At 46.3% G+C, this 21,315-nt stretch carries 18 protein-coding genes and 1 pseudogene; 15 read left to right on the plus strand and 4 right to left on the minus strand.

The features are described from left to right. The first annotated feature begins 371 nt into the window (after window positions 1–371). The 10 genes from Q0P86_RS01295 to Q0P86_RS01340 all read left to right on the plus strand — a co-directional run bounded on the left by Q0P86_RS01295 (window position 372) and on the right by Q0P86_RS01340 (window position 14,065). On the plus strand, window positions 372–1,994 hold the full coding sequence (locus Q0P86_RS01295; RefSeq protein ID WP_295036861.1) for a zinc ribbon domain-containing protein: 1,623 nt from the start codon (window positions 372–374) through the stop codon (window positions 1,992–1,994). An 8-nt stretch (window positions 1,995–2,002) separates the two neighbouring features. Beyond that, window positions 2,003–2,272 (plus strand): hypothetical protein, encoded by a 270-nt coding sequence (locus tag Q0P86_RS01300; protein ID WP_295036863.1) that lies wholly within the window; start codon window positions 2,003–2,005, stop codon window positions 2,270–2,272. 23 nt (window positions 2,273–2,295) lie between these two features. Next, window positions 2,296–4,896, plus strand: coding sequence for a zinc-ribbon domain-containing protein (locus Q0P86_RS01305; protein WP_295036865.1), 2,601 nt, complete (start codon window positions 2,296–2,298; stop codon window positions 4,894–4,896). Window positions 4,897–4,913: 17 nt separating this feature from the next. Then, window positions 4,914–6,506 carry a TM2 domain-containing protein gene (locus Q0P86_RS01310; RefSeq protein WP_295036867.1) on the plus strand — a complete coding sequence of 531 codons (1,593 nt, stop codon included), beginning with the start codon at window positions 4,914–4,916 and terminating at the stop codon, window positions 6,504–6,506. Then, window positions 6,494–7,276, plus strand: a complete 783-nt coding sequence (locus Q0P86_RS01315) for an OmpA family protein (RefSeq protein ID WP_295036868.1) — start codon at window positions 6,494–6,496, stop codon at window positions 7,274–7,276. The genes Q0P86_RS01310 and Q0P86_RS01315 overlap by 13 nt, the downstream gene beginning before the upstream one ends. Before the next feature lie 117 nt (window positions 7,277–7,393). Then, entirely contained in the window at window positions 7,394–9,595 is a 2,202-nt protein-coding gene (locus Q0P86_RS01320; protein WP_295036870.1) for a DUF2779 domain-containing protein, read from the plus strand. Between the two features lie 40 nt (window positions 9,596–9,635). Then, window positions 9,636–10,625 (plus strand): hypothetical protein, encoded by a 990-nt coding sequence (locus tag Q0P86_RS01325; protein WP_295036872.1) that lies wholly within the window; start codon window positions 9,636–9,638, stop codon window positions 10,623–10,625. Further along, window positions 10,612–11,382 (plus strand): AAA family ATPase, encoded by a 771-nt coding sequence (locus Q0P86_RS01330; protein WP_295036874.1) that lies wholly within the window; start codon window positions 10,612–10,614, stop codon window positions 11,380–11,382. The genes Q0P86_RS01325 and Q0P86_RS01330 overlap by 14 nt, the downstream gene beginning before the upstream one ends. A gap of 18 nt (window positions 11,383–11,400) precedes the next feature. Beyond that, window positions 11,401–12,918: a hypothetical protein gene (locus Q0P86_RS01335; RefSeq protein WP_295036876.1), complete on the plus strand. Its 1,518-nt coding sequence runs from the start codon at window positions 11,401–11,403 to the stop codon at window positions 12,916–12,918. Window positions 12,919–13,117: 199 nt separating this feature from the next. After that, window positions 13,118–14,065 carry a hypothetical protein gene (locus Q0P86_RS01340; RefSeq protein WP_295036878.1) on the plus strand — a complete coding sequence of 316 codons (948 nt, stop codon included), beginning with the start codon at window positions 13,118–13,120 and terminating at the stop codon, window positions 14,063–14,065. A 301-nt stretch (window positions 14,066–14,366) separates the two neighbouring features. Here the strand turns inward: Q0P86_RS01340 and Q0P86_RS01345 are convergent, their stop codons facing one another. After that, the gene (locus Q0P86_RS01345; protein WP_295036880.1) at window positions 14,367–14,717 is read right to left on the minus strand and encodes a hypothetical protein; all 351 of its coding nucleotides are present in this window, start codon (window positions 14,715–14,717) and stop codon (window positions 14,367–14,369) included. Window positions 14,718–14,838: 121 nt separating this feature from the next. On the opposite strand from Q0P86_RS01345, the gene Q0P86_RS01350 reads away from it, so the two are divergent. The 3 genes from Q0P86_RS01350 to Q0P86_RS01360 all read left to right on the plus strand — a co-directional run bounded on the left by Q0P86_RS01350 (window position 14,839) and on the right by Q0P86_RS01360 (window position 17,253). Next, window positions 14,839–15,030 carry a hypothetical protein gene (locus Q0P86_RS01350; RefSeq protein WP_295036882.1) on the plus strand — a complete coding sequence of 64 codons (192 nt, stop codon included), beginning with the start codon at window positions 14,839–14,841 and terminating at the stop codon, window positions 15,028–15,030. 307 nt (window positions 15,031–15,337) lie between these two features. Continuing rightward, complete coding sequence (locus Q0P86_RS01355) at window positions 15,338–16,123, plus strand: hypothetical protein (RefSeq protein WP_295036884.1); 786 nt, start codon at window positions 15,338–15,340, stop codon at window positions 16,121–16,123. Between the two features lie 20 nt (window positions 16,124–16,143). Then, window positions 16,144–17,253 carry a hypothetical protein gene (locus tag Q0P86_RS01360; protein ID WP_295036887.1) on the plus strand — a complete coding sequence of 370 codons (1,110 nt, stop codon included), beginning with the start codon at window positions 16,144–16,146 and terminating at the stop codon, window positions 17,251–17,253. 122 nt (window positions 17,254–17,375) lie between these two features. Here Q0P86_RS01360 and Q0P86_RS01365 read toward each other — a convergent pair whose 3' ends face one another. After that, window positions 17,376–18,323, minus strand: coding sequence for a putative sulfate exporter family transporter (locus Q0P86_RS01365; protein WP_295036889.1), 948 nt, complete (start codon window positions 18,321–18,323; stop codon window positions 17,376–17,378). Window positions 18,324–18,637: 314 nt separating this feature from the next. Beyond that, a pseudogene (locus Q0P86_RS16845) lies at window positions 18,638–18,790 on the minus strand (transposase); the annotation flags it as partial. A 159-nt stretch (window positions 18,791–18,949) separates the two neighbouring features. Between Q0P86_RS16845 and Q0P86_RS01375 the strand changes: the two are divergent. Together Q0P86_RS01375 and Q0P86_RS01380 are read left to right on the plus strand one after the other, a co-directional pair. Beyond that, window positions 18,950–19,159 carry a hypothetical protein gene (locus Q0P86_RS01375; RefSeq protein WP_295036892.1) on the plus strand — a complete coding sequence of 70 codons (210 nt, stop codon included), beginning with the start codon at window positions 18,950–18,952 and terminating at the stop codon, window positions 19,157–19,159. Between the two features lie 197 nt (window positions 19,160–19,356). Next, window positions 19,357–20,661 carry an AAA family ATPase gene (locus tag Q0P86_RS01380; protein WP_100425942.1) on the plus strand — a complete coding sequence of 435 codons (1,305 nt, stop codon included), beginning with the start codon at window positions 19,357–19,359 and terminating at the stop codon, window positions 20,659–20,661. Between the two features lie 326 nt (window positions 20,662–20,987). Here Q0P86_RS01380 and Q0P86_RS16850 read toward each other — a convergent pair whose 3' ends face one another. Continuing rightward, a complete protein-coding gene (locus Q0P86_RS16850; RefSeq protein WP_366941288.1) occupies window positions 20,988–21,308 on the minus strand; it encodes a DUF4417 domain-containing protein in 321 nt (106 codons plus the stop codon). Between the last annotated feature and the right edge of the window lie 7 nt (window positions 21,309–21,315).

Here is a 21,315-nt window from a genome sequence, read left to right on the forward strand (position 1 = left end):
AATTTTTATTAATAAAATATGAGAAGGAACGACAAATGATGTCATATCCCGTAGCCAGGTGTCAATAACCACGTGACTTCCCTCCTATTTTGGCTAAAAAGCGCACAGCGGGGGCAAAACGCATCATTTTATTCTTTAGTTGCAAAATAATTGCATTTTTCATTCCTTTCGGAAAAAAAAGTTATATTTTTTGATGAAAATGTATGGTATTGTGGAAAATCGCCTCTGGGTGTCAACCGGCATAGGCCGGCCCTTTTCCCTGTTTACCCCCCCCCCCCGTGTAAATTTTAGTTTACGAAACAGATCGAGCAGTCATCGCGACGTAATGCGTCGTGGTGTTTCGGTGTTGTTTAACTAGAGGAGATTCGCATATGTATTGTGAAAACTGTGGTGCAAAAATACCTTCTGGTGCAAATTTTTGCGAAGAATGTGGCGCAAAGATTGATTATGCCGATGGTTTAACCGAGGAGTCGACACCTAAAGGTGGAACCTCAAAATCATTTGGCATTCTAGAGCCTGATGTTTTTGATAACTCGGATTGGAAGTCCAAATGGCTTGCTGCCGCACAAAAGGCTAGTGGATTGGAATTGGGGATCATCCTTACCGATGTTAGTACCCTTTCAAGGGATTTGAATTGTTCCGCTTTGCAACTTAAGGAACTGATTGCGAATTATATTGATGCGGCACATCAGCGTGATGTCCATTATTACCTTCTGGATGTTGCCGAAAACAGTGTGCAAAATGCGGACGGTACCGATGTGCAATCGGTGGTGGACTTGCTCAAGACGGTATGCGATGTGGCTCGACCCAAATACTTGTTTATCCTTGGCAACGAAGAAGTCGTCGCAGTGGCGTCATGGGATAACCAGGCGAGTGATGATGACTATGACGTTCTTGCGGATCTGCCCTACGTAACCCTTGATACGACTTCGCCGTGGGAAGGTCAAAAATATAACTTTGGACAAGTTCTTAGGGTTGGGCGACTTCCCAGTTTCGACGGCGAACGGCTCGATGAGTTCGAGACCTACTTCGGCAACGCCATTCGCGGTATCGGCAGGATTGACGAGGTTCGTCCGTTTGGACTTTCCGCCCTTGTGTGGAAGGATGCTTCGCAATCGCAATACGCCGGTATCGCTTCCGAAAATGTCTACACTTCACCGGAATTGTCTCTCGACAATGTGGATGAAGAGCTCCCATCGGATGCCAATCTTCTGTATTTCAACCTGCATGGCCGCGATTCTGCCAAATTCTGGTACGGACAGGAGGGTATGACCTACCCCGAGACTTTCGCGCCCGGTATGCTTGAAAACTTGACTGGACCTTATTTCTTGGGTGTCGAGGCTTGCTATGGTGCACGCTACACCGAAGGTCTCACTCCCGAAACAAGTGTCCTTTTGTCGGCCATGTTGCATGGGTGTTTGGCCTTCTTGGGTTCAAGCAAGATAGCCTTTGGCCCTTGTGTTGCTCCGGGGAACTGTGCCGACATCATGATTGGAACCTATGTAAAAAAATTGGCTAACGGCGAAAGCGCGGGCGATGCCTACTGTGCTGCCATGAAAGACTTGATGAACGATGAAAACCCTGACGATTTGACCATCAAAACGCTCGCTGAATTCTCGCTTTACGGAGACCCTTCTGCCCGTATGGGAAAGAACAAGTCCAAGTCTGTTTTGGCCAAGGCGTTCGGTGGTGTCGCGAAGGGATTGCGTGTGCCTATGCCGGATGTGCGGCGGGCTGTAAAATCTATGCAGATTGATGCGAGCAGCAAGGCTGTTCAGGCATTCCAGAGGAAGCTTTCTACGAACATGAAGGCGTTCAGCACGGGGTTCAACATCATGGATTACATGCAGGGTGTAGAACCTAACTATTTTCAGGTGGGTAGCAAGAACCTGTTCCAGGCTTCTTATACAAAAACTATTGGAAAATTTACACAAATTGCTAAGGTCTATTTTGACGACAATGGCAAGATCAAGAAAACTCTCCTTTCCAAGTGAGGCAAAAGATGGAATTCGGAAAAATAAATCTTGAAAAGGGAATTGAAATGGTTCTGCAGGGGACCATCGTTTTCCTTGTTGCAAATGAAGGCAGCAAAAGCGAAGGTGTTTATCCTCACCTGTATCAGGATCGTGAAACGAAAATCAAAGTTTTCAAAGAAGGTGACAATCCATTCGAAAATCACGGTTTCGATGATTTCGATGGAAAGCAGGTTGAGTTGAAAGGTTCCCTTGGACGCGGCAATATATTTGTCGTCAAGGAAATCAAGGCTATTTAAAATTACAACAAAGAAGTACATATATGAAATGTTTTGATTGCGGAAAAGAACTGAGGGATGGAGCCAAATTCTGCTCTGGTTGCGGAAAAGCACAACCGATCGCACAGTCGGCTCCAGCACCGGCAGCAGGCGGAGTTACATGCCCTAAGTGCGGCAATGTCATTACTACAGGCAAGCCGTTCTGCTCCAAGTGTGGAACCAAGCTGGGAGATGCACCCGCCCCAGAAACTGCCAAGAAAGATTTCTCGCTCCTTGGTTCTTATATCCATTGGAACATTCTAGATGGCCAGATTGCGGTCAAGATTGACGAAAACGACATTGCCGCCTATGGCAAGGTGAAGGGCCTGAACATTCAGGATGGCGTCAAGGCCTTGTTCTTTGCCGAAGGAAAGTTCATTGCCGAACTCGGTGGTGGAAGCTACACCTTCAAGGAACTGGGTTCCGATACCATATCTAAGCCGGAACCGCCTAAGCCAAAGCCGCAACCGGTGGCCAAGGCCCCGGAACCAAAAAAGAAAAGTTTTTTCGGTTTTGTCAGCAACCTTGTGGGTCACCTTACCGGTCATAATCGTGAACGTGCGCAGGCCGCAGGTTTGACCTCTAGGGTTAGCGCCGATGTGCCGTCGGTATCTATTGTGCTTGTCCGCGATGTAAAGTTCCCGTTGCTGTTCGACTTTAAGGGAATCAACACCGCCTCGCTCCAGAGCGATGTCGCCCTCCACCTTCTGTGCAAGGTCGTGAACATCAACGAATTCTACAAGAACCAGCTGCTGGACAAGAAGTTCGTCTGTTATGATGAATTCTCCAAGCAGCTGAACCCGCTAGTGCAAAAGGTGCTGAACAACGCCCTTGCCGGAGTGCGAGCCGACGAGGTTGCAGGCAATACGGTGCTTTATGCCAATGTGCTTGCCATGTTGAAAACCGTCGTTGCTCAGGTTTATCCGTTTATCGATGTGACCGATGTTCTTGACATGAGCGGCAAGCAAGAAGACCTGGACAAGCTCCGCAAGCTCAAGGAAGAACTCTATGTTTCGGAACTTGAGCTGGAACAGGCCACCAAGCGCAACGCCTTCTTGAACCGTCTCAAGGACGAATCCAACGCCCAGGCGATGCACGAAGCCCGCACGCAGGTGGACTTTGTAGATGCAATGGCGAAGATTGACCAGCAGAACGAGCTGAATCAGTTCGAACGCGAAAAATTCGCACTGATGCTGGCCGGCCAAAAGAAGCTGCACGAGGCCAAGAGTGAATCTGAAATGCAGGCCGCTCTTCAGGATATCAAAAAGAGCGATATGCTACGCGAAGATGAATTTGAAGCGTTGGAACTAAATATTAAGACGCAAAAGATTCTGCGCGAAGCGAGCTCCGAAGAAAATGTTCAGGCGACGCTCCAGGAATACAAGAAGAACGGGCTTATTCGCGATGACGAAATAGAGACGCTCGAACACAACATCCGCCAGCGTGCCGATTTGCGGGATTTGAATGACGAGCAGATCCTTGCGATGGCAACCATCCAAAACGAGCAGGCTCAGGAACGCCAGCGGATGCTCTGGGATTTTGAGGTAGGCACAAAGCGCCTCGAAAATGAGTTGCAGTTGCGTCGGATGCAGGATTCTTACGACGACGAACGTCGTGAAAAGGATGCCGCATTTAACGATAGTCGTCGTGAAGCGGATCTGGATTTCAACACCCGTAGTCGCAAGGCAAACATTGACCTTGATAAAGAAGAACAGCTTTCTCAGCTTGATATCTTGAAGCAGGCACAGGCAATTCGCCAAGAGCGCGAAGATACCGAACACCGGCGCCAAGAAGAAGCTTTGGCCTCTGCTCGCCAACACGAAGCCCAAATGACGGGCCTCGACATGCAACGCGAAGCTCAGGAGCAGAGACACGAAGAGGAAATGCGCCGCATGTTCCAGACTATGTCGGTGGAGCAGATTATGGCGGCAAACCCCGACTTGTCTCCGGCTGCCGCTGAAGCCATGAAGGCGAAGTATGCTGCCGAAGCTGCTGCCAACGCCGAAAAATACAAGGCCGAGGCCGCCATGGCGCAAAACGGTCAGCTCGAGGCAAAGAACCAACAGATGTTTGCCATGATGCAGCAGATGATGGCAAGCAAGGATGCAGACCGTTCTGCAGAAATGGAACACATGATGCAGATGTCCGGTATGAACAATGCCAATACGCAGCAGATGATGCAGATGTTTGCTCAGATGGGTATGACCGGAATGCAGGCTGCCGCTGGAGCCAATGCCGCAGCAGCCCAGGCAAAATTGCAAGGCCAGGCAGACTTGACTGCCGCCTACAAGCAGCAGACCGCAGAAACCCGCGTCGATGCCAATGCGGCACAGGATCGTTTTTTGCATGGTATGCAGACAACTATCGGTGCCGTAGGCGGTGCCATGCAGCAACCACAGCAGGTTTACATGCAGCAACCCGCAGCAGCTTCCCCGCAGCCGGTTCCACCGCAGTTCACCCAGGGGCCCGTGCCTCCTCAGGCCCCTGCAGCGCCGGAACAAAAGTCAATGCCGCAGGTGGCCGCTACAGAAAGGCGTTGCCCCCAATGTGGAGCCGTTCTAGAAGAAGGTGCCGGATTCTGCGATGAGTGCGGTGCAAGCGTTTGATTTTTAATGGAGAAAATATGTCAAAGTGCTTAAATTGTGGCAGTGAAGTAGAAATCGGTGCAAAATTCTGTGCGGAATGTGGAGCTCCCGTTCCAAAGCAGACGGAATCCGAAGGCTTTTCAATAGGTGACAAGAATGTCATTGCAGGCGATGTGCATAACGTAAAGAACGTTAACACCGTCAACAATGTCTCTAATACCGTTATTGACGAAACAAAGAAGGTCGTGCTTTGTGCCGTTTGCGGAAAGCATACGGCAAATGTTGATGCCCATCGATGCCCTTCATGTGGGCAGATGGTGTGCGAGACCCACTTCGACGCCCAAAGAAACCTCTGTCGTTCTTGTCTGGGCGAAATCCACCAGCAGGCAGTAAGCAAGTATCGTGCGCTACTAGCGGAGGTGTATGCCGATGGCAAGATTACCGCCGACGAACGTGCCCAACTCGAAACGATGCAAAAGAACCTTGGCATTAATGCCGAAGAGGCTGCCGCCTTGGAAAAAGAATTCCACAGGCAGAACCTTAACCTGACGGTGTCGGAAAAGGTCGCCATGGAAGATGCTGCGGCCTTGCTTTTGCAGAATAATATCGATGATGCATATCTGAAGGTTTCGAGGATTTACCTGAATCACCCGAAAGAAGAAATAGTGTTGTCGCTTTATCTGCGGATTCTTAAGCGCTACGATCCCAAAGAAGCGCTAAAAATTATTGACGGCCTGAATGTCGACTTTAGAGAATCCTACCTGGCCGCCATCGATATCTTTTTACAAGATGGATTGCTGGACGAGGCGGAACGCCGAATCAACATGGCTAAGCAGATTTGGCCGAGTGACCTGCTAATCCGTTGTGCCGAAATTCGGCACCTTTGCGCCCTGGCCTACAAAACCGGCAAGCCAGAATTGCTGAACGGTGTCGAGGATATTTTTAATTCTATCCCCCAACCGTGCAATGATTACGAAAAAGGCGCCCTGCTTTGCGCAAAGGCTATGTTCAATGCGGCAAGCGAAAACTCGTCAGATGCAATCGACAATTTGCAGACATCGCCTTATTGGGTTGAAACAGCTAAGGACTTGTTCGCCCTTTCTCCCGAAGAGCGCGAGCGGCTTGAACGGGAACGCCTTGAAAAGGAACGGCTTGAACGTCTTGAACAGGAGCGACTTGAAAAAGAGCGCACTGAACGGGAGCGCGAAGAACAGGAACGCAAACGCCAGGAAGAGGAACGGCTTAAACAAGAAAAAGCTGAGGCCGAAGAGCGGGAGCTGCGAGAACGTGAAAGAGCACTCCAAGAAAAGAAAGCCAAGATGGAAGAACAGCGCCGGGCCCTGGAAATCGAAAATCGGCTACGTAGCGAAAGAGAAAAACAGGATCTCATGACCGAGCTTTTGCGGCAAAGAACGCCCGAAGCCAATACCAGTAGCAAGAACAAAATGGTGGCATTGATGTTGTCAGTATTTTTAGGATGGATTGGTATTGACAGGTTCTATTTGGGCTACGCCGGTTCTGGCATTGCCAAAATGTGCACTTTTGGCGGACTGGGAATCTGGTGGCTCATTGATATTCTGCTCATTGCTGCAGGTTCCTTAAAGCCTAGTGATGGAAATTGGTCAAATTAATTAACAAAAAAATTATGGAGCACAATATGACTGACGAAGTAAAGAAAAGGATTCTCGCCGAAGAAGAGGCTTTGCTTAAGCAAGAAGAGGCTCTTTTGAAGCAGCAGGAACTGGAATTGAGAAAAACTCAAGAACTTAAGGACCAGGCTCGCTTGGAGCGTGAGCGAATTCTTGAGCAACAAAAAGCCGAAAAAATGGAAAAGGCAAAAAAAAGAAAAAAAAAGTGGATAATAGGATTGGCAATATTCTTTGGCCTAGGTATTATCGGTCAGTTCATGCCGGATAAACATTCGGCGGCCCATGCAGATTTTGAAAAGAATCGTGAAGCCCTGCAAAAGGAGCTGAGTGAAATGCAGAAAAAGATTCAGGGCTCTGTCAAGGCGATGAATCTGGAATCTGTAGATATCGAAGATCGCGGTGGATTATTGATTCTTTCTCTCAAGGATAACTTGTTCGCAGTCGGCTCTGCCGATGTAGGGACAGACCTGAAAATTAATCTTGCAAAGATTGCAGGTATCCTCCTGTCTAACAAAGATGTAAACATTGATGTCCAAGGACACACCGACAATACCGGCGATTCCACGATGAACCAGAAGCTTTCGGAGCTGAGAGCCATGAATGTGGTGTCGGTTCTCGTTGAACAGGGTGTCGACAAAAACCGCCTGACATTTAGGGGTCTTGGGCAGACTCAGCCGATAGCAGACAACTCAACAGAAGACGGTCGCAAAAAGAACCGTCGTGTTGATTTGGTGATTGTTGATAAAAAATAATTGATATGAAATAAGATCTAATTATTACCGTGAATGTGGAACCTAGTTAGAACCTGGTGACACATTCTGCGGTAATTGCGGCGCTAAAATCAAATAATTTTCTAAAGGCGGCTCACTATGACAAAATCTCAACATAATGACGAGAAAAAGCTCTTTACCAAGTCGGCGTTTAAGATTGCGACACACTGTCCGATGCAAGCTTACTACTACCGTAATCCTGATGACTATGAAAACCAGTCCGCGACGGACGAGTTCCTGAAATCCATGGCCGAGGGTGGTTTCCAGGTCGGCGAACTGGCGAAAATCTATGGCGAGGTTCCGCCGGAGAACGACCTGGAGGGCTGTTTTGGTTACGACGAGCCCATTAAGCGTACCCGCGAACTCTTCGAGCAGGAAAATGTGAATATTGCAGAAGCCGCGTTCCGTTGCGGAGACTGCTTTGTCCGCGCCGACGTGGTGAAGAAGAAGGGCGATTTTATTGACCTGATAGAGGTAAAGGCGAAAAGTTGGGACCCGAATAATCCATTTGTGAATACGCCGACTAGAGGGGCCAATGCCGGAAAGAATGTCGTGAATTCAGGAATTCGCGACTACCTCTACGATGTAGCCTTCCAAAAGTGGGTTGTCGAGAATGCACTGAAGATTGATTACCCTAACAAGACGTTTACAGTGCGCGCCTACCTGATGATGGCGGACAAGAGTAAGGTGAATACTATCCCGCGACTGAACAGCCTTTTCCGCATCAAGAAGAGCGTGGGGAGCGATGGCGAAAAACGCGCCCATGCCGAGGTCGCGCCCGAAGCCATCGAGATACTGAAGAATCCACACGAGCAAGTCCTGACACCATTCTATGTCGATGACGAATGCAAATTGATTATCGAAGGCAAGACTGCCGAACAGGCGGATGTGTTGGGCATGCCATTCGTCCCGTTTATTGAAGAAAAATCAAAGTGGTTCGTGAACAACGAGAAGCATTATTGCCTTCTGGGCAGCAAATGTTTCAAGTGCCCCTTCCAGCTTTCGGAAGAAGGCAAGGCCAAGGACTTGAAAAGCGGTTACGAGGAATGCTGGCGCAATACTGCCGGATTCAAGGACGAAGATTTCGAAAAACCGTTGCTTAAGGAATTGAACGGGACCGGTATAAAGAGAGATGACTGGATCCGCGCAGGAATTTATTTTATAAAGGACGTTACGGAAGCGGTGTATCCCCGCAAAAATGACGGAACGGGAGCAGGGTGGACTATCAATGAACGCAAGTGGGTCCAGATTGACAGAACGAATGACGGTAGCAAGGAACCCGTTATCCTGAGAGATGAGCTCCGTGCCGAGATGGCAACGTGGAAGTTCCCGTTTCACATGATTGACTTCGAGACGACGAACTCCGCTTTGCCCTACTTTGAAAAACAGCGCCCTTATGAACAGGTTGCGTTCCAGTTCTCGCACCACGTAATTTATGAGGACGGCCGCATTGAGCACAAGGGACAGTTCCTAGAAACCCGCCCGGGATATTTCCCGAACTTTGACTTTGTCCGTGAGTTGAGAGACCAACTGGGGGAAGACGAAGGTTCGGTGTTCCGCTATTCGCCTCACGAAAACAACATATTGAATGCGATTCGCGAACAACTTATTGCGTCAAAGGAACCTGACAAAGCCGAACTGGTTGAGTTTATCGAAAGTATTACGCATCGGGGCAAGAAGAAAAAAGACGGCCATTACGAACACGAAGGCGAGCGCGACATGATTGACCTCTGCGAAATCGTCAAGCGGTTTTACTGGCACCCGATTATGAAGGGCTCGAATTCTATCAAGCAGGTGTTGCCCGCCGTGCTCAACAGCGGAACCTACTTGCAGGAAAAATACGGCAAGCCCATATACGGTAGCGAAATCAAGAGCTGCAACTATACGGCGGAATCTCCGCTTACGCTGATTGTCAAGAACGAATCCGGCGAAGTCCAGAACCCGTACAAGGCATTACCGCAGCTTAAAGAAATCCAGGACGAACTCATCGGGGAAATCGCTGCGCAGGGCCTCTGGAGCAAGGAGGAACTGGAGCAATACGCGCAAAGCGCATCTGCCGACGAGATGGACGCCGATGAGGATACCCGTATCAACAATGGCGGCCTACCGCTGGTACTGTTCCGCAGCTTCCAGGCGCTTGACCCGAGCGTGGACTGGGAAAAAGCTATTACAGCGGCGAACCCGTCCGCGGATGCCATCAAGTACAATGCACTCCGCAAAGGCCTGCTCAAGTACTGCGAACTCGACACCATGTCCATGGTGCTAATCTGGGAATATTTTAACAACGCCGTAAACGGCTAAGAATAAATTTAAACGTGCAAAGCACAAAGGAAAATGAAAGATGGAAGAAAATAAGGAACCTTCTTTGGAAGAAAAATTAATACAGATATACGAAACATTAGAAGATAAAAGTAAATGTACTTGGTGGTCTGAAAAGAGTGAGTGGGAAGACGTCGAAGATGAGATTAAAAATAATTTAATCGATTTCAAGGACAAATGGTTGGATGACAAATATCTTTTGAAGGAAAAGGCTTTTGCTGAAATAAAAAATTATTATAAAGATCTGCCAAACTCTATTGAAAAAATCCCTATTGGTAGTGCTGGCTTAAAAGGTTTGCAAATTGGTTTTTACTTCGGGAATGATAATACGTTGACGGATGAAACCATAAAAAATAAATTTGAAACAGTTTGTGCGGCGAAAAGAACTGTGTTAAATAGTTGCCTAAATGCAGGTACATCCGCAGATCTTTCTAAAAAGAATGATTTTTCTGCTTGGGCTTTTCTGATGAAACTTTTGGTTTGTGTGAACTATAAAAAAGCCATTGATAAACCAGACAACAATAAATATGGCTATTTCTTTTATTATAAAAAAGCTGAGATAACCAAAATGTATAAGCATTTTGTTAACGAAGGCGAAACGGACTTCGTAAAACAAAATGCTGCTATTTTTAGTAAGGGATGCAAGATACTTTCTAATGCGAATATAACAACGGAACCTAATCCTGAAGGGGATTTAAAAGATGCATTAAAATTATCTGTCGCCCTAGTTTACTTACTCAAAGCACCTGATTTTGATGAACTTTCTGAAAAATCACCCAATGTTATTTATTATGGTGCGCCAGGTACTGGAAAAACACACGCTGTAAAGAATATAATTGATTTAGTGTGTCAAGGTGATTCAAACCGTTATGTATGGACACAGTTTCATCCTAACTTTTCCTATGAAGATTTTATTGATGGAATAAAGCCCGTTGGAATCACCAATGGAAACGTAAAGCTAGAGTTGCTAAATGGTTTATTTAAGGATTTGTGTATTCGTGCAAAAAAATGATATTAAACATGAATACTACTTTATTGCTGATGAGATAAACCGAGCCAATCTATCAGCCGTATTTGGAGAAACACTATCGCTGCTAGAGGCGAGTTATCGAGACGATCCTGAAAAAGATAATAGGAATAATTTAATAAAGACTCAATATTCAAAAGTTGAATCAAAATTGATTGAGGATAAAATTATTGATGAGAAAAGCGCCTATGAATACGATGAAGAACAGGGCTCCAGGTTCGGTATTCCTAAAAACATTCGCTTTATAGGCATGATGAATGATGTGGACAAAAGTATTGATGCTTTTGACTTGGCTTTGCGGCGTCGATTCAAATGGATAAGAAAAGATTGTGATTATAATGTTATTAAAGAAACTGTAAAAGACAAAATAGGCAATATAGACGAGTCATCTCTTGAAAATTATATCAAGTCGTGCAAATTGTTGAATAATTTCATTTCTGTAAAGGAAAATGGATTGAAACTCGGAAAGTCCTATGAGTTTGGTCATTCGTTCTTTATGAAAATAAGTGACATTGTAGAAAATAACAAAAATGATGACGCTAACAAAATAACAGATAACAATAAAAAGACTTTATTTGATAATTACCTTTCTCCAACTTTAAAGGAGTATCTGCGAAGTTCTTGTTCAGAAGAAGAAATAGATGCCAAGCATAAAAAGGCTAAAGAAGCGTTTGTAAAAGAGCAAGAGAAACCAGGTGGAAAAGCTAAACCAATGAATCCTAGCGTCCCACAAGCAACGTAATATGGATGATTTTTATTAATGAGCGATAAAAACGAAAAAAAACAATCAAAAAAAAGCGACTCTTCAAAAAGTGGCGTTTTTGACGCGTTAACAAATCAAAATTACTATTGTGAAGGGCCTTTTGTAACAACACCTACATCGGCATTAGAGAAACTTGCCGGTTCAAGTTTATATTTAAGCGACATCTCAGAAACGCATAAAGAAATTTCTCTTATTTCCTTTAGCAAGAAAGAACTTTCAGAATCGGAAAAAAAGCAAAGGTTGATTCTTGCGATAGAGAAAAAAGGTGCTGGCGACGAAGAAAAATATTACATAAAAACAGGCCTTTATGCCGGACGGATAACCTACAACGGAGTTGCATTTGATATTCAACCGGATTGTAATGATGCTTTATATAAGCATATGCTAAGATATGCTAACCACATGTACCTTGACGAATCCGATGAATTGGGGAAAGAAAAAAAGAATAATAGTTTCCCGCTAATTGAATATCTCTTTTTGAGTTCTTTGCAAAGGGTTTCCGTCTTAGGACTTCCGCAGGAATATTCAAAACAAAGGTATCATGATTTAAAGGTCCATGGTGGATTGGATATCCAGAACTTTATAAAAAAAGACATTCCGTTTAAAGGTAAAATATCCTCGCAAAAAAACGAACGCCATTATGTGCAATGCATTGTAGATGTTCTTTATGCAGCAATGAAAGCGTGTAAGGGTGAAATTGAACGAGAATTCCGAGGATTGAGCCTTATCAAGAATGAATTGAGTTCATCTTATTCTGGAAAATTCCCTTCGCAACAGACTATACAGAATGCCCTAAGCCATAGTTCTCTGCATAATCCAATGTATGCTGATTTTAAGCGAACGCTTACTTTTGCAGAAATTGTGATTAGGCGCAATACTGTCTTGCCCGACAAATCAAAGGATGCAAAGAATAAGGCATCGGGTTATTTACTAGATATAGCATCGCTTTGGGAGGTCTATTTAGAGCATGTTCTTCGTGAAGGATTGAATGAGTGGGATGTGTCTGCTCAAGAAGAGCTAAACCTATATAACGGTTGCTTTTTTGAAAGACCCAATTATCCTGATTTAGTTTTGCGAAAAAAAGACGACCCTTCCAAGGTTGTCGTCCTTGATGCAAAATTCAAGAAGATGCGAATGAGCTCTAAATTTGTAGATGTGGACAGAAGCGATCTACATCAGATTCACTCCTATGCAGGCTACTACCGCGAAAAGCGCGACACGGTTGTTTTATGCGGCTTAATTTATCCATTAAGTTTGGAAAAACCTGTTAAAAATAAAGAGAACCTGTATGGACTTGATAAGCCAAAAACCTTGTTCGTGATAGACGGAATTTACAAGGGAAAGAAATCGAAGCAGGAGAATTCTCGAAAAACGGATGATAACGCGACCGAATCGGCGGAAGATAAAAATAGTGAGATTGCAGAAGAGTTAGATAAAGGATATTCTTATGCCGAAGCCGAAGAAGCTTTTATTGGTCGCTTGCAGGAATATTTAAATAAGGATGCAAAAACCTAAAAGAAAATTTCACCGGAAATGCTTCAAGGCTATCTAGATTTTTTTAAAGAGGATTTTAAAAAGGAAATACAGAGTGCTATTTACGCGTCAATAAGCAAGAGAAATGGCAGAAAAATTTTAATCGAATGATGGAAGATTTTTAACAAAGAAAAAACGATTACACCAAGAACATGTTAATATAGTTTTGGAGGATTATTTTATGATGACAGTAACCACAACAATCACAATGGACGAAGGAAACATCCAGAAGTTCATTAAACTTTATGGCGAAGGCAATGGCGATTTTTCGCTGTCACTCGTTATCCCCGAACCTGATTACGAAAAAGAAAAGGCCGCTAAGTCTTCTGCCAAGAAAACTGCTTCTGTGAAGAAAAAATCGAAGGCGAAAAAGAACAGCAGTTGCGAGGATTGGTACGAGTGGCGTATAGAAAATTGGGGTACTAAAACCGATGCCATGGATTACGGAGACGGACTTGCCTTGCACGACATTTTGTGCGGAGACCTAAATTTTCAAACAGCCTGGAATCTGCCTATCAAAATATTTGAAAAGATGGCCGCAGACGGTCTCGAATTCGATATATATTGGGAAGCCGAAGACGTAGCCGAATTGGGAATCGGCAAGGGCAAAGCAAAAGACGGAAAATTCTGGCACTGCATAGACTTTAACGAAACCGCAGAGCGGTATAGAGAATTAACCGATGAAGAATGGGATCCGCGAGATTGCGCTTTTGTCAACCATGTTGACGAATATGGGAACAACTGCGAAATCGACACATCGCGTGTTCTTGTTTATGCCAATGACTTCCTAATAGTTCCTGTAAAGAAAATACTGGAAACGGGTTCCGAATTAGATTGTTGTGCAGATAACGCTTATAAAATACCCTCTTATTTTAGAAGTGTTTACGAAATAGAAGATTGGGGTGGTGACATTGAGTATTCCGACTATCTTCGTTACTCAGGCGATTCAGACGATGTTTTCCTCCTCGATAAAAAAGGGAACAAAATTAAAAGCCTATCCGATTTTGACCACAGTGAAAAAGATGAGAACGGCTATGTATATTACCCGGTCCCTTGCAGCGACATGAAAAATGATTGCTTGACCAAGACCGCCGAAGAAAAATGGCGCAAGAAACTGAAAATAAAGTAAAGCGTAGCCTTAGGAGAGTATCGCGCGATATTGTCGCCGTGACGCCAGAGATGGCGTCGCGGTGGCTTTCATATAACCCGCACAATCGTAGAATTTCCTGCAAGAAGGTAGACTTGCTTTGCAGAAAAATCAAGAGCGGGGAATGGCGACCGTTTCCCGGTATAGAGGTTTTTGATACGGGGCGACTTTGGAACGGACAGCATCGTTTGATGGCTATCGTCAAGACGGGATTGACAGTACCTTTGTGCGTCTTTGTTTATAAGTTGGTATAGTTCAAATTGCTCTCGCCAATCGTTCATGCTCATGATGCAGTTATTCCAATTTTTCGAATAACAGGCTCTTCCTCAAGTTCGCCACTCTTGAAAATTTCCTTGAGATGGTAGTTGACCGTATTGACTTCTACCCCGTAAAGTTCCGCCATGCGATTCTGTGGCATCCAGAACGTGTCGTTATTGAAGATCACCTCAATACGGGATTCGCCGTGGCTCGTCTTATACTGCAGGATGCTTGAAAAATCGGCGTTTGTGACGGTCGGTCGGGAGTTTTCGCTTTGAGAAAAGTATGCCAGGGCGACTTGCACTTGAGGCTTCTTGCGGTCGGCATTTTCAACAATCAAGAGGCATGCCTCGCGTGAAAGATGGATGTTTTCCACCTTGCGGAAAGCCCCGATCCGAGTTTGACCATTTCAACCACGTGGTTAAAATGGTCTGCTAAATTCAGGCCTTTTACCTGTGCAGTGACCATAGATTTATCTAGGAGGCGGCTGTTCTTGTTTGTTTATCGGCCTTGCCGCACAGCAGGCGGATTCTGTCTGGTTTCTGGACAGGCGCTATACGCGCACGCACCGGGACGAGGACAGGCGTCTGGCCAAACTCTATGTGGAGAATAAGGAAATTCTTTTAAAATTTTTTCCGGAGTATTTGGAATTCTGCGACATCGGCGAGGACGAAGATTCCAGCCGGTAGGGTCAAAAATTTCCCGAAAATGCAAAATGTTTTAGGCCAATATTTCTCGAAAATGCAAAATCTTTTTGTGCTATTTTTCCCGAAAACGCAAAATGTTTGGCTGCATATTTTACCAAAAGTAGCCAAAATTCCCTAAAAATTACCTGAAAACGACAAAATCGAGACAGTATTTGTCGCATGGGGGTTGTATATTATGTTTTTAGATTTATGCGTATATTTACATTTATGCATAAACAAGCGATAATATAATGCAGAAGGCACGGTAGTGTTACTGCGCAAACTCAGTGCATTTGACAGGAGGTCATTTATGGCGACAATACATATCGACGACTCGAATCCTTTCCCGAACTTTCCGGTCGAGCCGGATAACCGGCGCGAATCCTTTGCCGATTTTTGCAAGCGGGAGGCGGCCGGGCTCAAGCTCGTGAGCGACGAGATGGAACAGGAAAATAGGGAACAGGAGGAACTGAACGCCCTCCAGAAAAAACGTTTTGAACGCAAGTGCGCGTTGCTTTACAATAATCTGGACCTGATTCTGCGCCACAGGGAAGAAATTGTCGCGACCCCGCGGTACGCGGATATCGACGTGCATTACGCAATCAAGGGTGGCGGGCTTTATGTGGGCCACCTGTCCGCTGTAAGGCATTTTAACTTCGTCGGCACCCTCGTCAGCATCGGTCTCAAGCTTTCCTCGCTCCTCGAAATCTGGGACAACGAACAGTTCAAGGTGGAATGCAAGTGCGGCGGCACGGCTGTCATCCGCTCTTTTTCGGGTTCGCCCCTTTCGGGCGGTTCGCAAGCGACTGCGATTTGCCCCAAGTGCAAAAAAGAAATCCTCGTCAAGAACCGTAGCTTTGGCGGTTATTGTGGCCTGATGCATGCAGGGCACGACAGGGATATCGAAAAGGTCGTGAAGAGTATTATCGCCAAGTGGACCCTCGCCGAGGTCGCGTACGAAAAGAATGCTGCCGAAGGAAAAGATGCGAAATGGAGAAAAGTGGGGCTCAAATTGCGTGACGACGGCGAGCCCTGTAACCTTGAAACTATGATCAACGAACTGAAACTGAAGGAATTTCAACATGCTTCACGATGATGAAATATAAGGAGGATAAAATGGAACAATGCAAAATCAAACCATGGAATATCCGCAAACTGCACTTTGCAATCGATCAGCTGCAGGGTGCGGGGAAACGCAGGGACCGGAAGGAAATGCACCGTGAACTGGATGTCATGACGCACCTGCTCTGCGAATCGCGCAAGATGACCTTGCCTGACTATGGCCAGGCGGGCGGTGCGCCTGTTTCAAGCAACGGGTTGAACATGGCGGTGTTTACCGTCAAGAAGGGAATGTTCCCGCAAGAGATTGAAATGCAGGAGAATTTCTTCCCGTGCAGGCTTGTCGAGGGTGAGCGCGGCGATTGCCTTGTTTGCGTTGTCGCCTCGGCAGAAATTGCCAAGGCGTTGGCTGCGAAATTGGAGGTGGATGGCTACATCTTCATGGAACGCGCAGGCGTCCGTGCGCCTGAATTCTCGCAATACTCCAAGACGACGGATGACACCGGCTATTACTATCTGGTTCAGGTGAATTCGAGCCTTCCGCTTCAGGAACCGTCGGCGGTATTCGATGCCATCACCCAAATCGATGCCCTTGTGGATGGGCTGGACGAAAAAACGCGGAAGATGCTTTCTGAAGAGAACGTGGATGTATTCCAGAAATTCCGGAAGCGGGCGTACTGTATGCACAGGGGCCTCGGAAAAGACGAAACTTACGAGGCTGCCCTTGAATGGCTCAGGTTACAGCAGTTCGCGTTGGTGGAGTTGCCGGAATCGGAAAAGAAGCTTACCCCCATGTTCAACCTTACCCGTTTTGAACTCTGCATGAACCATCTGGGGTACGCCGTAAAGAAGATTGCAGGGGACTGCCGTTACGTTGTATTCAATACGCATGAATCGGCGACCTTCGAGCTCAACATGCAAACGGTCGCGGAGCGCATGCACGCCGTAAAAATCCAGATGTCGCCGGAAGGGTGCTGCCCCTCGATTGCAGAAAACCTTTGCAACGAAGTGCTCTGCTACGACAAGGATAAATACTACAGCGTAGAAGCCCTGAACGAGAAGGAGTATTTCCCTATAAACGCGAGTGTTCCGAAGCGCCTAGGGAGCTTTATGCGGGCCGTGTACTATTGGGGCGCTGCCCTCAGCCCAGTCTTGGACCTGAAATGATGGGTGAAAATACGATAAAAGAGCGGTTTTAGAAAAAAAATTATAAATACTTGCATATAGAATAGGGCCCGGTCTAGAACCGGGCTCTATTTAAATGGCATGTAATATAAAGGCTGTCTGGATTAGAAACCCTTAATCGCAAGAAGGCTACCGACGCCGATGGCTGCCCACAGGATAACGCCCTGAATAAAGGGCTTGGCACCGCACTTCTGAAGGGCTGCCTTGGAAAGTCCCGTACCGATGAGGAACAAGGTAATGGCGAAACCGCGCTTGGCAATAGTTACGATGGTTGTTCCTACTGCAGAGGGAACGCCAATTGCCGGGAACAGGTAGGTGTTGATGACCATGGCAATTGCAAACAGGAAGATGAACCAGGGGATTACATCCAGCTTGCCCTTACCGCTATTCTTGCGGAAGAACAGCATGGTAACGAGAGCCAGAGGCAAAATCCAGAGGGCTCGGGTACACTTCACCATGGCGGCCACCTGGAGGGATTCATCGCTGTAGGCTGCTGCAGCACCTACCACGGAACTGGTGTCGTGAATGGCAATTGCAGCCCATTCGCCAAACTGCTGGTTGGAGAGTTCAAGATAGTGGCCCAGGGGCGGGAAGATGAGGAGCGCCAGGGCGTTCAGAACGAAGATGGTTCCTAGGGAAACGCTCATCTGCTTGTCGTCTGCGTCCACAACGGGAGCAACTGCTGCGATGGCGGAACCACCGCAAATTGCCGTACCGCTACTGACCAGATAGGAAGTCTTGGTGTCCACTTTCAGAATCTTTCCTACGATGAAACCGAGAATCATGACGGCTGCCACAGAGATGATGGTAAACATCATGCCGTCTTTTCCGGAGGCGAGGGCTGCCTGCAGGTTCATACCGAAACCGAGCCCCACGACGCAGCCCTGCAGCAAATACTTCTGGGTTTTCTTGGCGAACTTGGGAAACGCCGGACCGCCAAAGATGAAGGCGTATGCAATACCTGCCATTAGTGCCATCCAGGAGGCAACACAGGGACAACAGGCGGCGAGAATTAAAACTACGAAGGCAATCTTTGCAATTTTTGCTTTCATTGTATCCTCTTATTCTGTGGGAAGTTTTTTAGTGCGGCGCATAAAGGCTAGAGTTTTCTTTTCACCTTTTCCCGCAAGCATGGTTAAAAGGTAAATTTCTATGCTTGGTAATGGTAATGAAATGGCGGATAGGATGAATCATGAATGAAAAGATAGAAATTTTCTTTTTTTATTATTAGTGTCCGGGTAAATCGTCGAAAATGTCTAGGCCCTAGAATTTGTACGGTCTAGACTTTTATTTTGCCGTTGCAAGCCCCTCCCTAAAAAGGACGCTATGGCGGGCTGGGCGAATGCTGCAACATGCGCTCCCAGTCCCTTTTAAGTCTGCGCTGCACAAGCGGCAGGAGCAGATTCGCGATGAGCGTTATCCAGATTTGGATCTTGATCGCGTTCTCGCTTACGCCATTGAAGTAGCGCAGCGGAAAGCTCTGTTTAAGTTGTTTGAAGAACGGCTCGATTTGCCATTGTCAAAGGTTTTTGGCCCCATGGGGAGCGAACAGGCCGACAGCATGTGTATAAGCCTTTTGTTGCCTGAACGCCTGCAGGACCAGTTCTGTTTCAGGAGTATGGCAGCCCTTTCTAAACTCCGGTTTGTGAAATCCGAGCGGGTTGTTTTGAGGTAGTCTATGTCAAACGACAAAATTTTGTTTTCCATGGATTTGACGGCGCTTATGGCGGTTGAGAAAATCGCAAAGGAAACCCAGAGATCTCCCGAGGATGTCCTTGTAGATTTTATGGAATCGAATACAGCGAAAATGCTTTACGACGATTCGAATAAACTTTGGTGGGATGGCCCAGACGCCACCGCCGAAGAATTCAAGCGGGAAACGCTTTAGGCTTTCTCTTTCAAAAAACACTAGGCACAGAAGGATGCACTTTTTCGGTGGAAAAAGTGCAGTCAAGAGCCAATAATTCGGTAGGAAAAGTGCGTTTGTTTCGAAAATCACACTTTTTTAATGTTTTTCGTGGAAAAAAATCACACTTTTTTATAATTTTATGTGATTTCTGGGTAAAAGCATCCTATATTTAAGGCATGAAACGCATCATCCTTGAAAAACTGAATAAGTGGAAAACATCTAAAAGGCGCAAGCCCCTGCTTTTGCGCGGCGCCCGTCAAGTGGGCAAGACTTGGGTGTTGAAGGAGTTTGGCAAATCTTTCCCGGACGGTTTTCTCCACATCGATTTTGACAAGCAAATCGAATACAGGCAGTTTTTCGAGCAGACCAAAGACGTAAAGCGCATCCTTGCGAACCTCGCAATGGCGAGCGGAAAAAAGATAACCGAGAACACTCTGATAATCTTTGACGAAATCCAGGCTTGCGAAAGCGCTTTAAACTCATTGAAGTATTTTTGCGAAGACGCTCCGCGATATAGCGTTGTCGGCGCCGGCTCCCTTTTAGGATTGAAGCTTGCATCCGGATTCCCCGTGGGCAAGGTTGAATTTTTGGATATGTATCCCATGACATTCACCGAGTTCTTGCTTGCGAGTGGAGACAAGAACCTTGTTGAATACCTCGACACCATCGAAACACCGGAGAACATTCCGCAGGCATTCATGGGACCGCTAGAAGAAAAATTGAAAACGTACTTTGTGACAGGCGGCATGCCGGAATCTGTACTTAACTGGGTCGAAGATCAAGACGTCGCCGCTGTCGACAAGGTTCTTTCTGATATTCTAACAGCTTACGAAGCGGATTTTGCAAAGCATGCGGACAAAACCGACGTGCCGAAAATTCAATACATTTGGGATTCGCTACCGTCGCAACTTTCCCGCGAAAACAAGAAGTTCCTGTATTCGGCCGTAAAGCCCGGTGCGCGCGCCAGGGAATACGAGAACGCCCTGAATTGGCTCAACAACGCGAATCTCGTGAAGAAAGTTTTCCGTTCCACGAAACCGGGCCTCCCGATATCCGCCTACGATGACTTGACATCTTTCAAAATATACATGGGCGACGTCGGGCTATTGCGAAAAAAAGCGGGGCTTGCGACTTCGGCATTTGCCGAACAGAACCGCCTATTTACGGAATTCAAGGGCGCTCTCACCGAAAATTTTGTATTGCAGAATTTGTCGGGGATGTTTGATGTCGCACCGCGCTACTGGAGCGACAACTTCCACGAAGTCGATTTCATTATCCAAAAAGAAAACACGATTATCCCCATTGAAGCCAAGGCGGGCACAAACATCAAAGCAGCCAGCATCAAGTATTACGACAAACAGTACGACGCACCCCTGATGGTGCGATTCTCGATGCGCAACCTCTCCCGCGACGGAAAGATGCTGAACATCCCGCTCTTTATGGCAGATAGACTGGATGGACTGCTAGAAAAGTGGGGATAGGCTAAAATTTACGAGTTTTAAAGAAAAACTGAAAAATATGCAAAAATAATTCCTAGAAGGATGTGAACGGTATTTTGTGCCGGCCTTCTATGACGAAAATGGAATTTTGACCATGAACGTCATTGATTTCTTGATGGAGCCGAATAGTTTGATTTCCTTGGGGTGACGCAATCGCGACTCTTTCCGCCGTGCAGAGCTTGTCGAAGCAGAGCGGGGGCTCAGATGTCACCCCCGCAACTGGTCACGTTCTCTAGGTTCAGCGAAAGAGAGGGCTGGGGCAATCTCTTCGATGGGACTAAACTGTCGATTGTGCTGAAGGGGTAGTTTCACCGAATTACTTCCTTTTGGCTTGGATAGCGCACTAGCGTAATGTCCCTTGCTATACATAATTCAAAAAACCGTTTATCGACACTACCGTAAATAAGTAATGCCCTCGGTTCAAGCGTTTCAATCATCGTGCAGACACCTGAATAAAATATCGTCTTGTGATCGGCTCGCGCCTGCGTTCCGAGAGCTCCAACAAACAGTATTGAATCTTTAGGAATATCCCGAAAGCAGAAAGGGTAAGATTTTTCGTCCCCAAAGCGGACGTTGATAATGTATGGTATCCCATTCTGTGCGAATATGTCACGGCTATGCCGGTTCACCTTATCG

This window comes from uncultured Fibrobacter sp., from assembly GCF_946062555.1.
Classification (GTDB): Bacteria; Fibrobacterota; Fibrobacteria; order Fibrobacterales; family Fibrobacteraceae; genus Fibrobacter.

Bases quoted from the DNA above. Each gene is read 5' to 3' on its own strand.
- Q0P86_RS01340 (WP_295036878.1), top strand. From the start codon at position 13,118: ATGATGACAGTAACCACAACAATCACAATGGACGAAGGAAACATCCAG.
- Q0P86_RS01360 (WP_295036887.1), top strand. From the start codon at position 16,144: ATGGAACAATGCAAAATCAAACCATGGAATATCCGCAAACTGCACTTT.
- Q0P86_RS01310 (WP_295036867.1), top strand. From the start codon at position 4,914: ATGTCAAAGTGCTTAAATTGTGGCAGTGAAGTAGAAATCGGTGCAAAA.
- Q0P86_RS01365 (WP_295036889.1), bottom strand. From the start codon at position 18,323: ATGAAAGCAAAAATTGCAAAGATTGCCTTCGTAGTTTTAATTCTCGCC.
- Q0P86_RS01300 (WP_295036863.1), top strand. From the start codon at position 2,003: ATGGAATTCGGAAAAATAAATCTTGAAAAGGGAATTGAAATGGTTCTG.
- Q0P86_RS01295 (WP_295036861.1), top strand. From the start codon at position 372: ATGTATTGTGAAAACTGTGGTGCAAAAATACCTTCTGGTGCAAATTTT.
- Q0P86_RS01325 (WP_295036872.1), top strand. From the start codon at position 9,636: ATGGAAGAAAATAAGGAACCTTCTTTGGAAGAAAAATTAATACAGATA.
- Q0P86_RS01320 (WP_295036870.1), top strand. From the start codon at position 7,394: ATGACAAAATCTCAACATAATGACGAGAAAAAGCTCTTTACCAAGTCG.
- Q0P86_RS01335 (WP_295036876.1), top strand. From the start codon at position 11,401: ATGAGCGATAAAAACGAAAAAAAACAATCAAAAAAAAGCGACTCTTCA.
- Q0P86_RS01305 (WP_295036865.1), top strand. From the start codon at position 2,296: ATGAAATGTTTTGATTGCGGAAAAGAACTGAGGGATGGAGCCAAATTC.
- Q0P86_RS01380 (WP_100425942.1), top strand. From the start codon at position 19,357: ATGAAACGCATCATCCTTGAAAAACTGAATAAGTGGAAAACATCTAAA.
- Q0P86_RS01355 (WP_295036884.1), top strand. From the start codon at position 15,338: ATGGCGACAATACATATCGACGACTCGAATCCTTTCCCGAACTTTCCG.
- Q0P86_RS01375 (WP_295036892.1), top strand. From the start codon at position 18,950: ATGTCAAACGACAAAATTTTGTTTTCCATGGATTTGACGGCGCTTATG.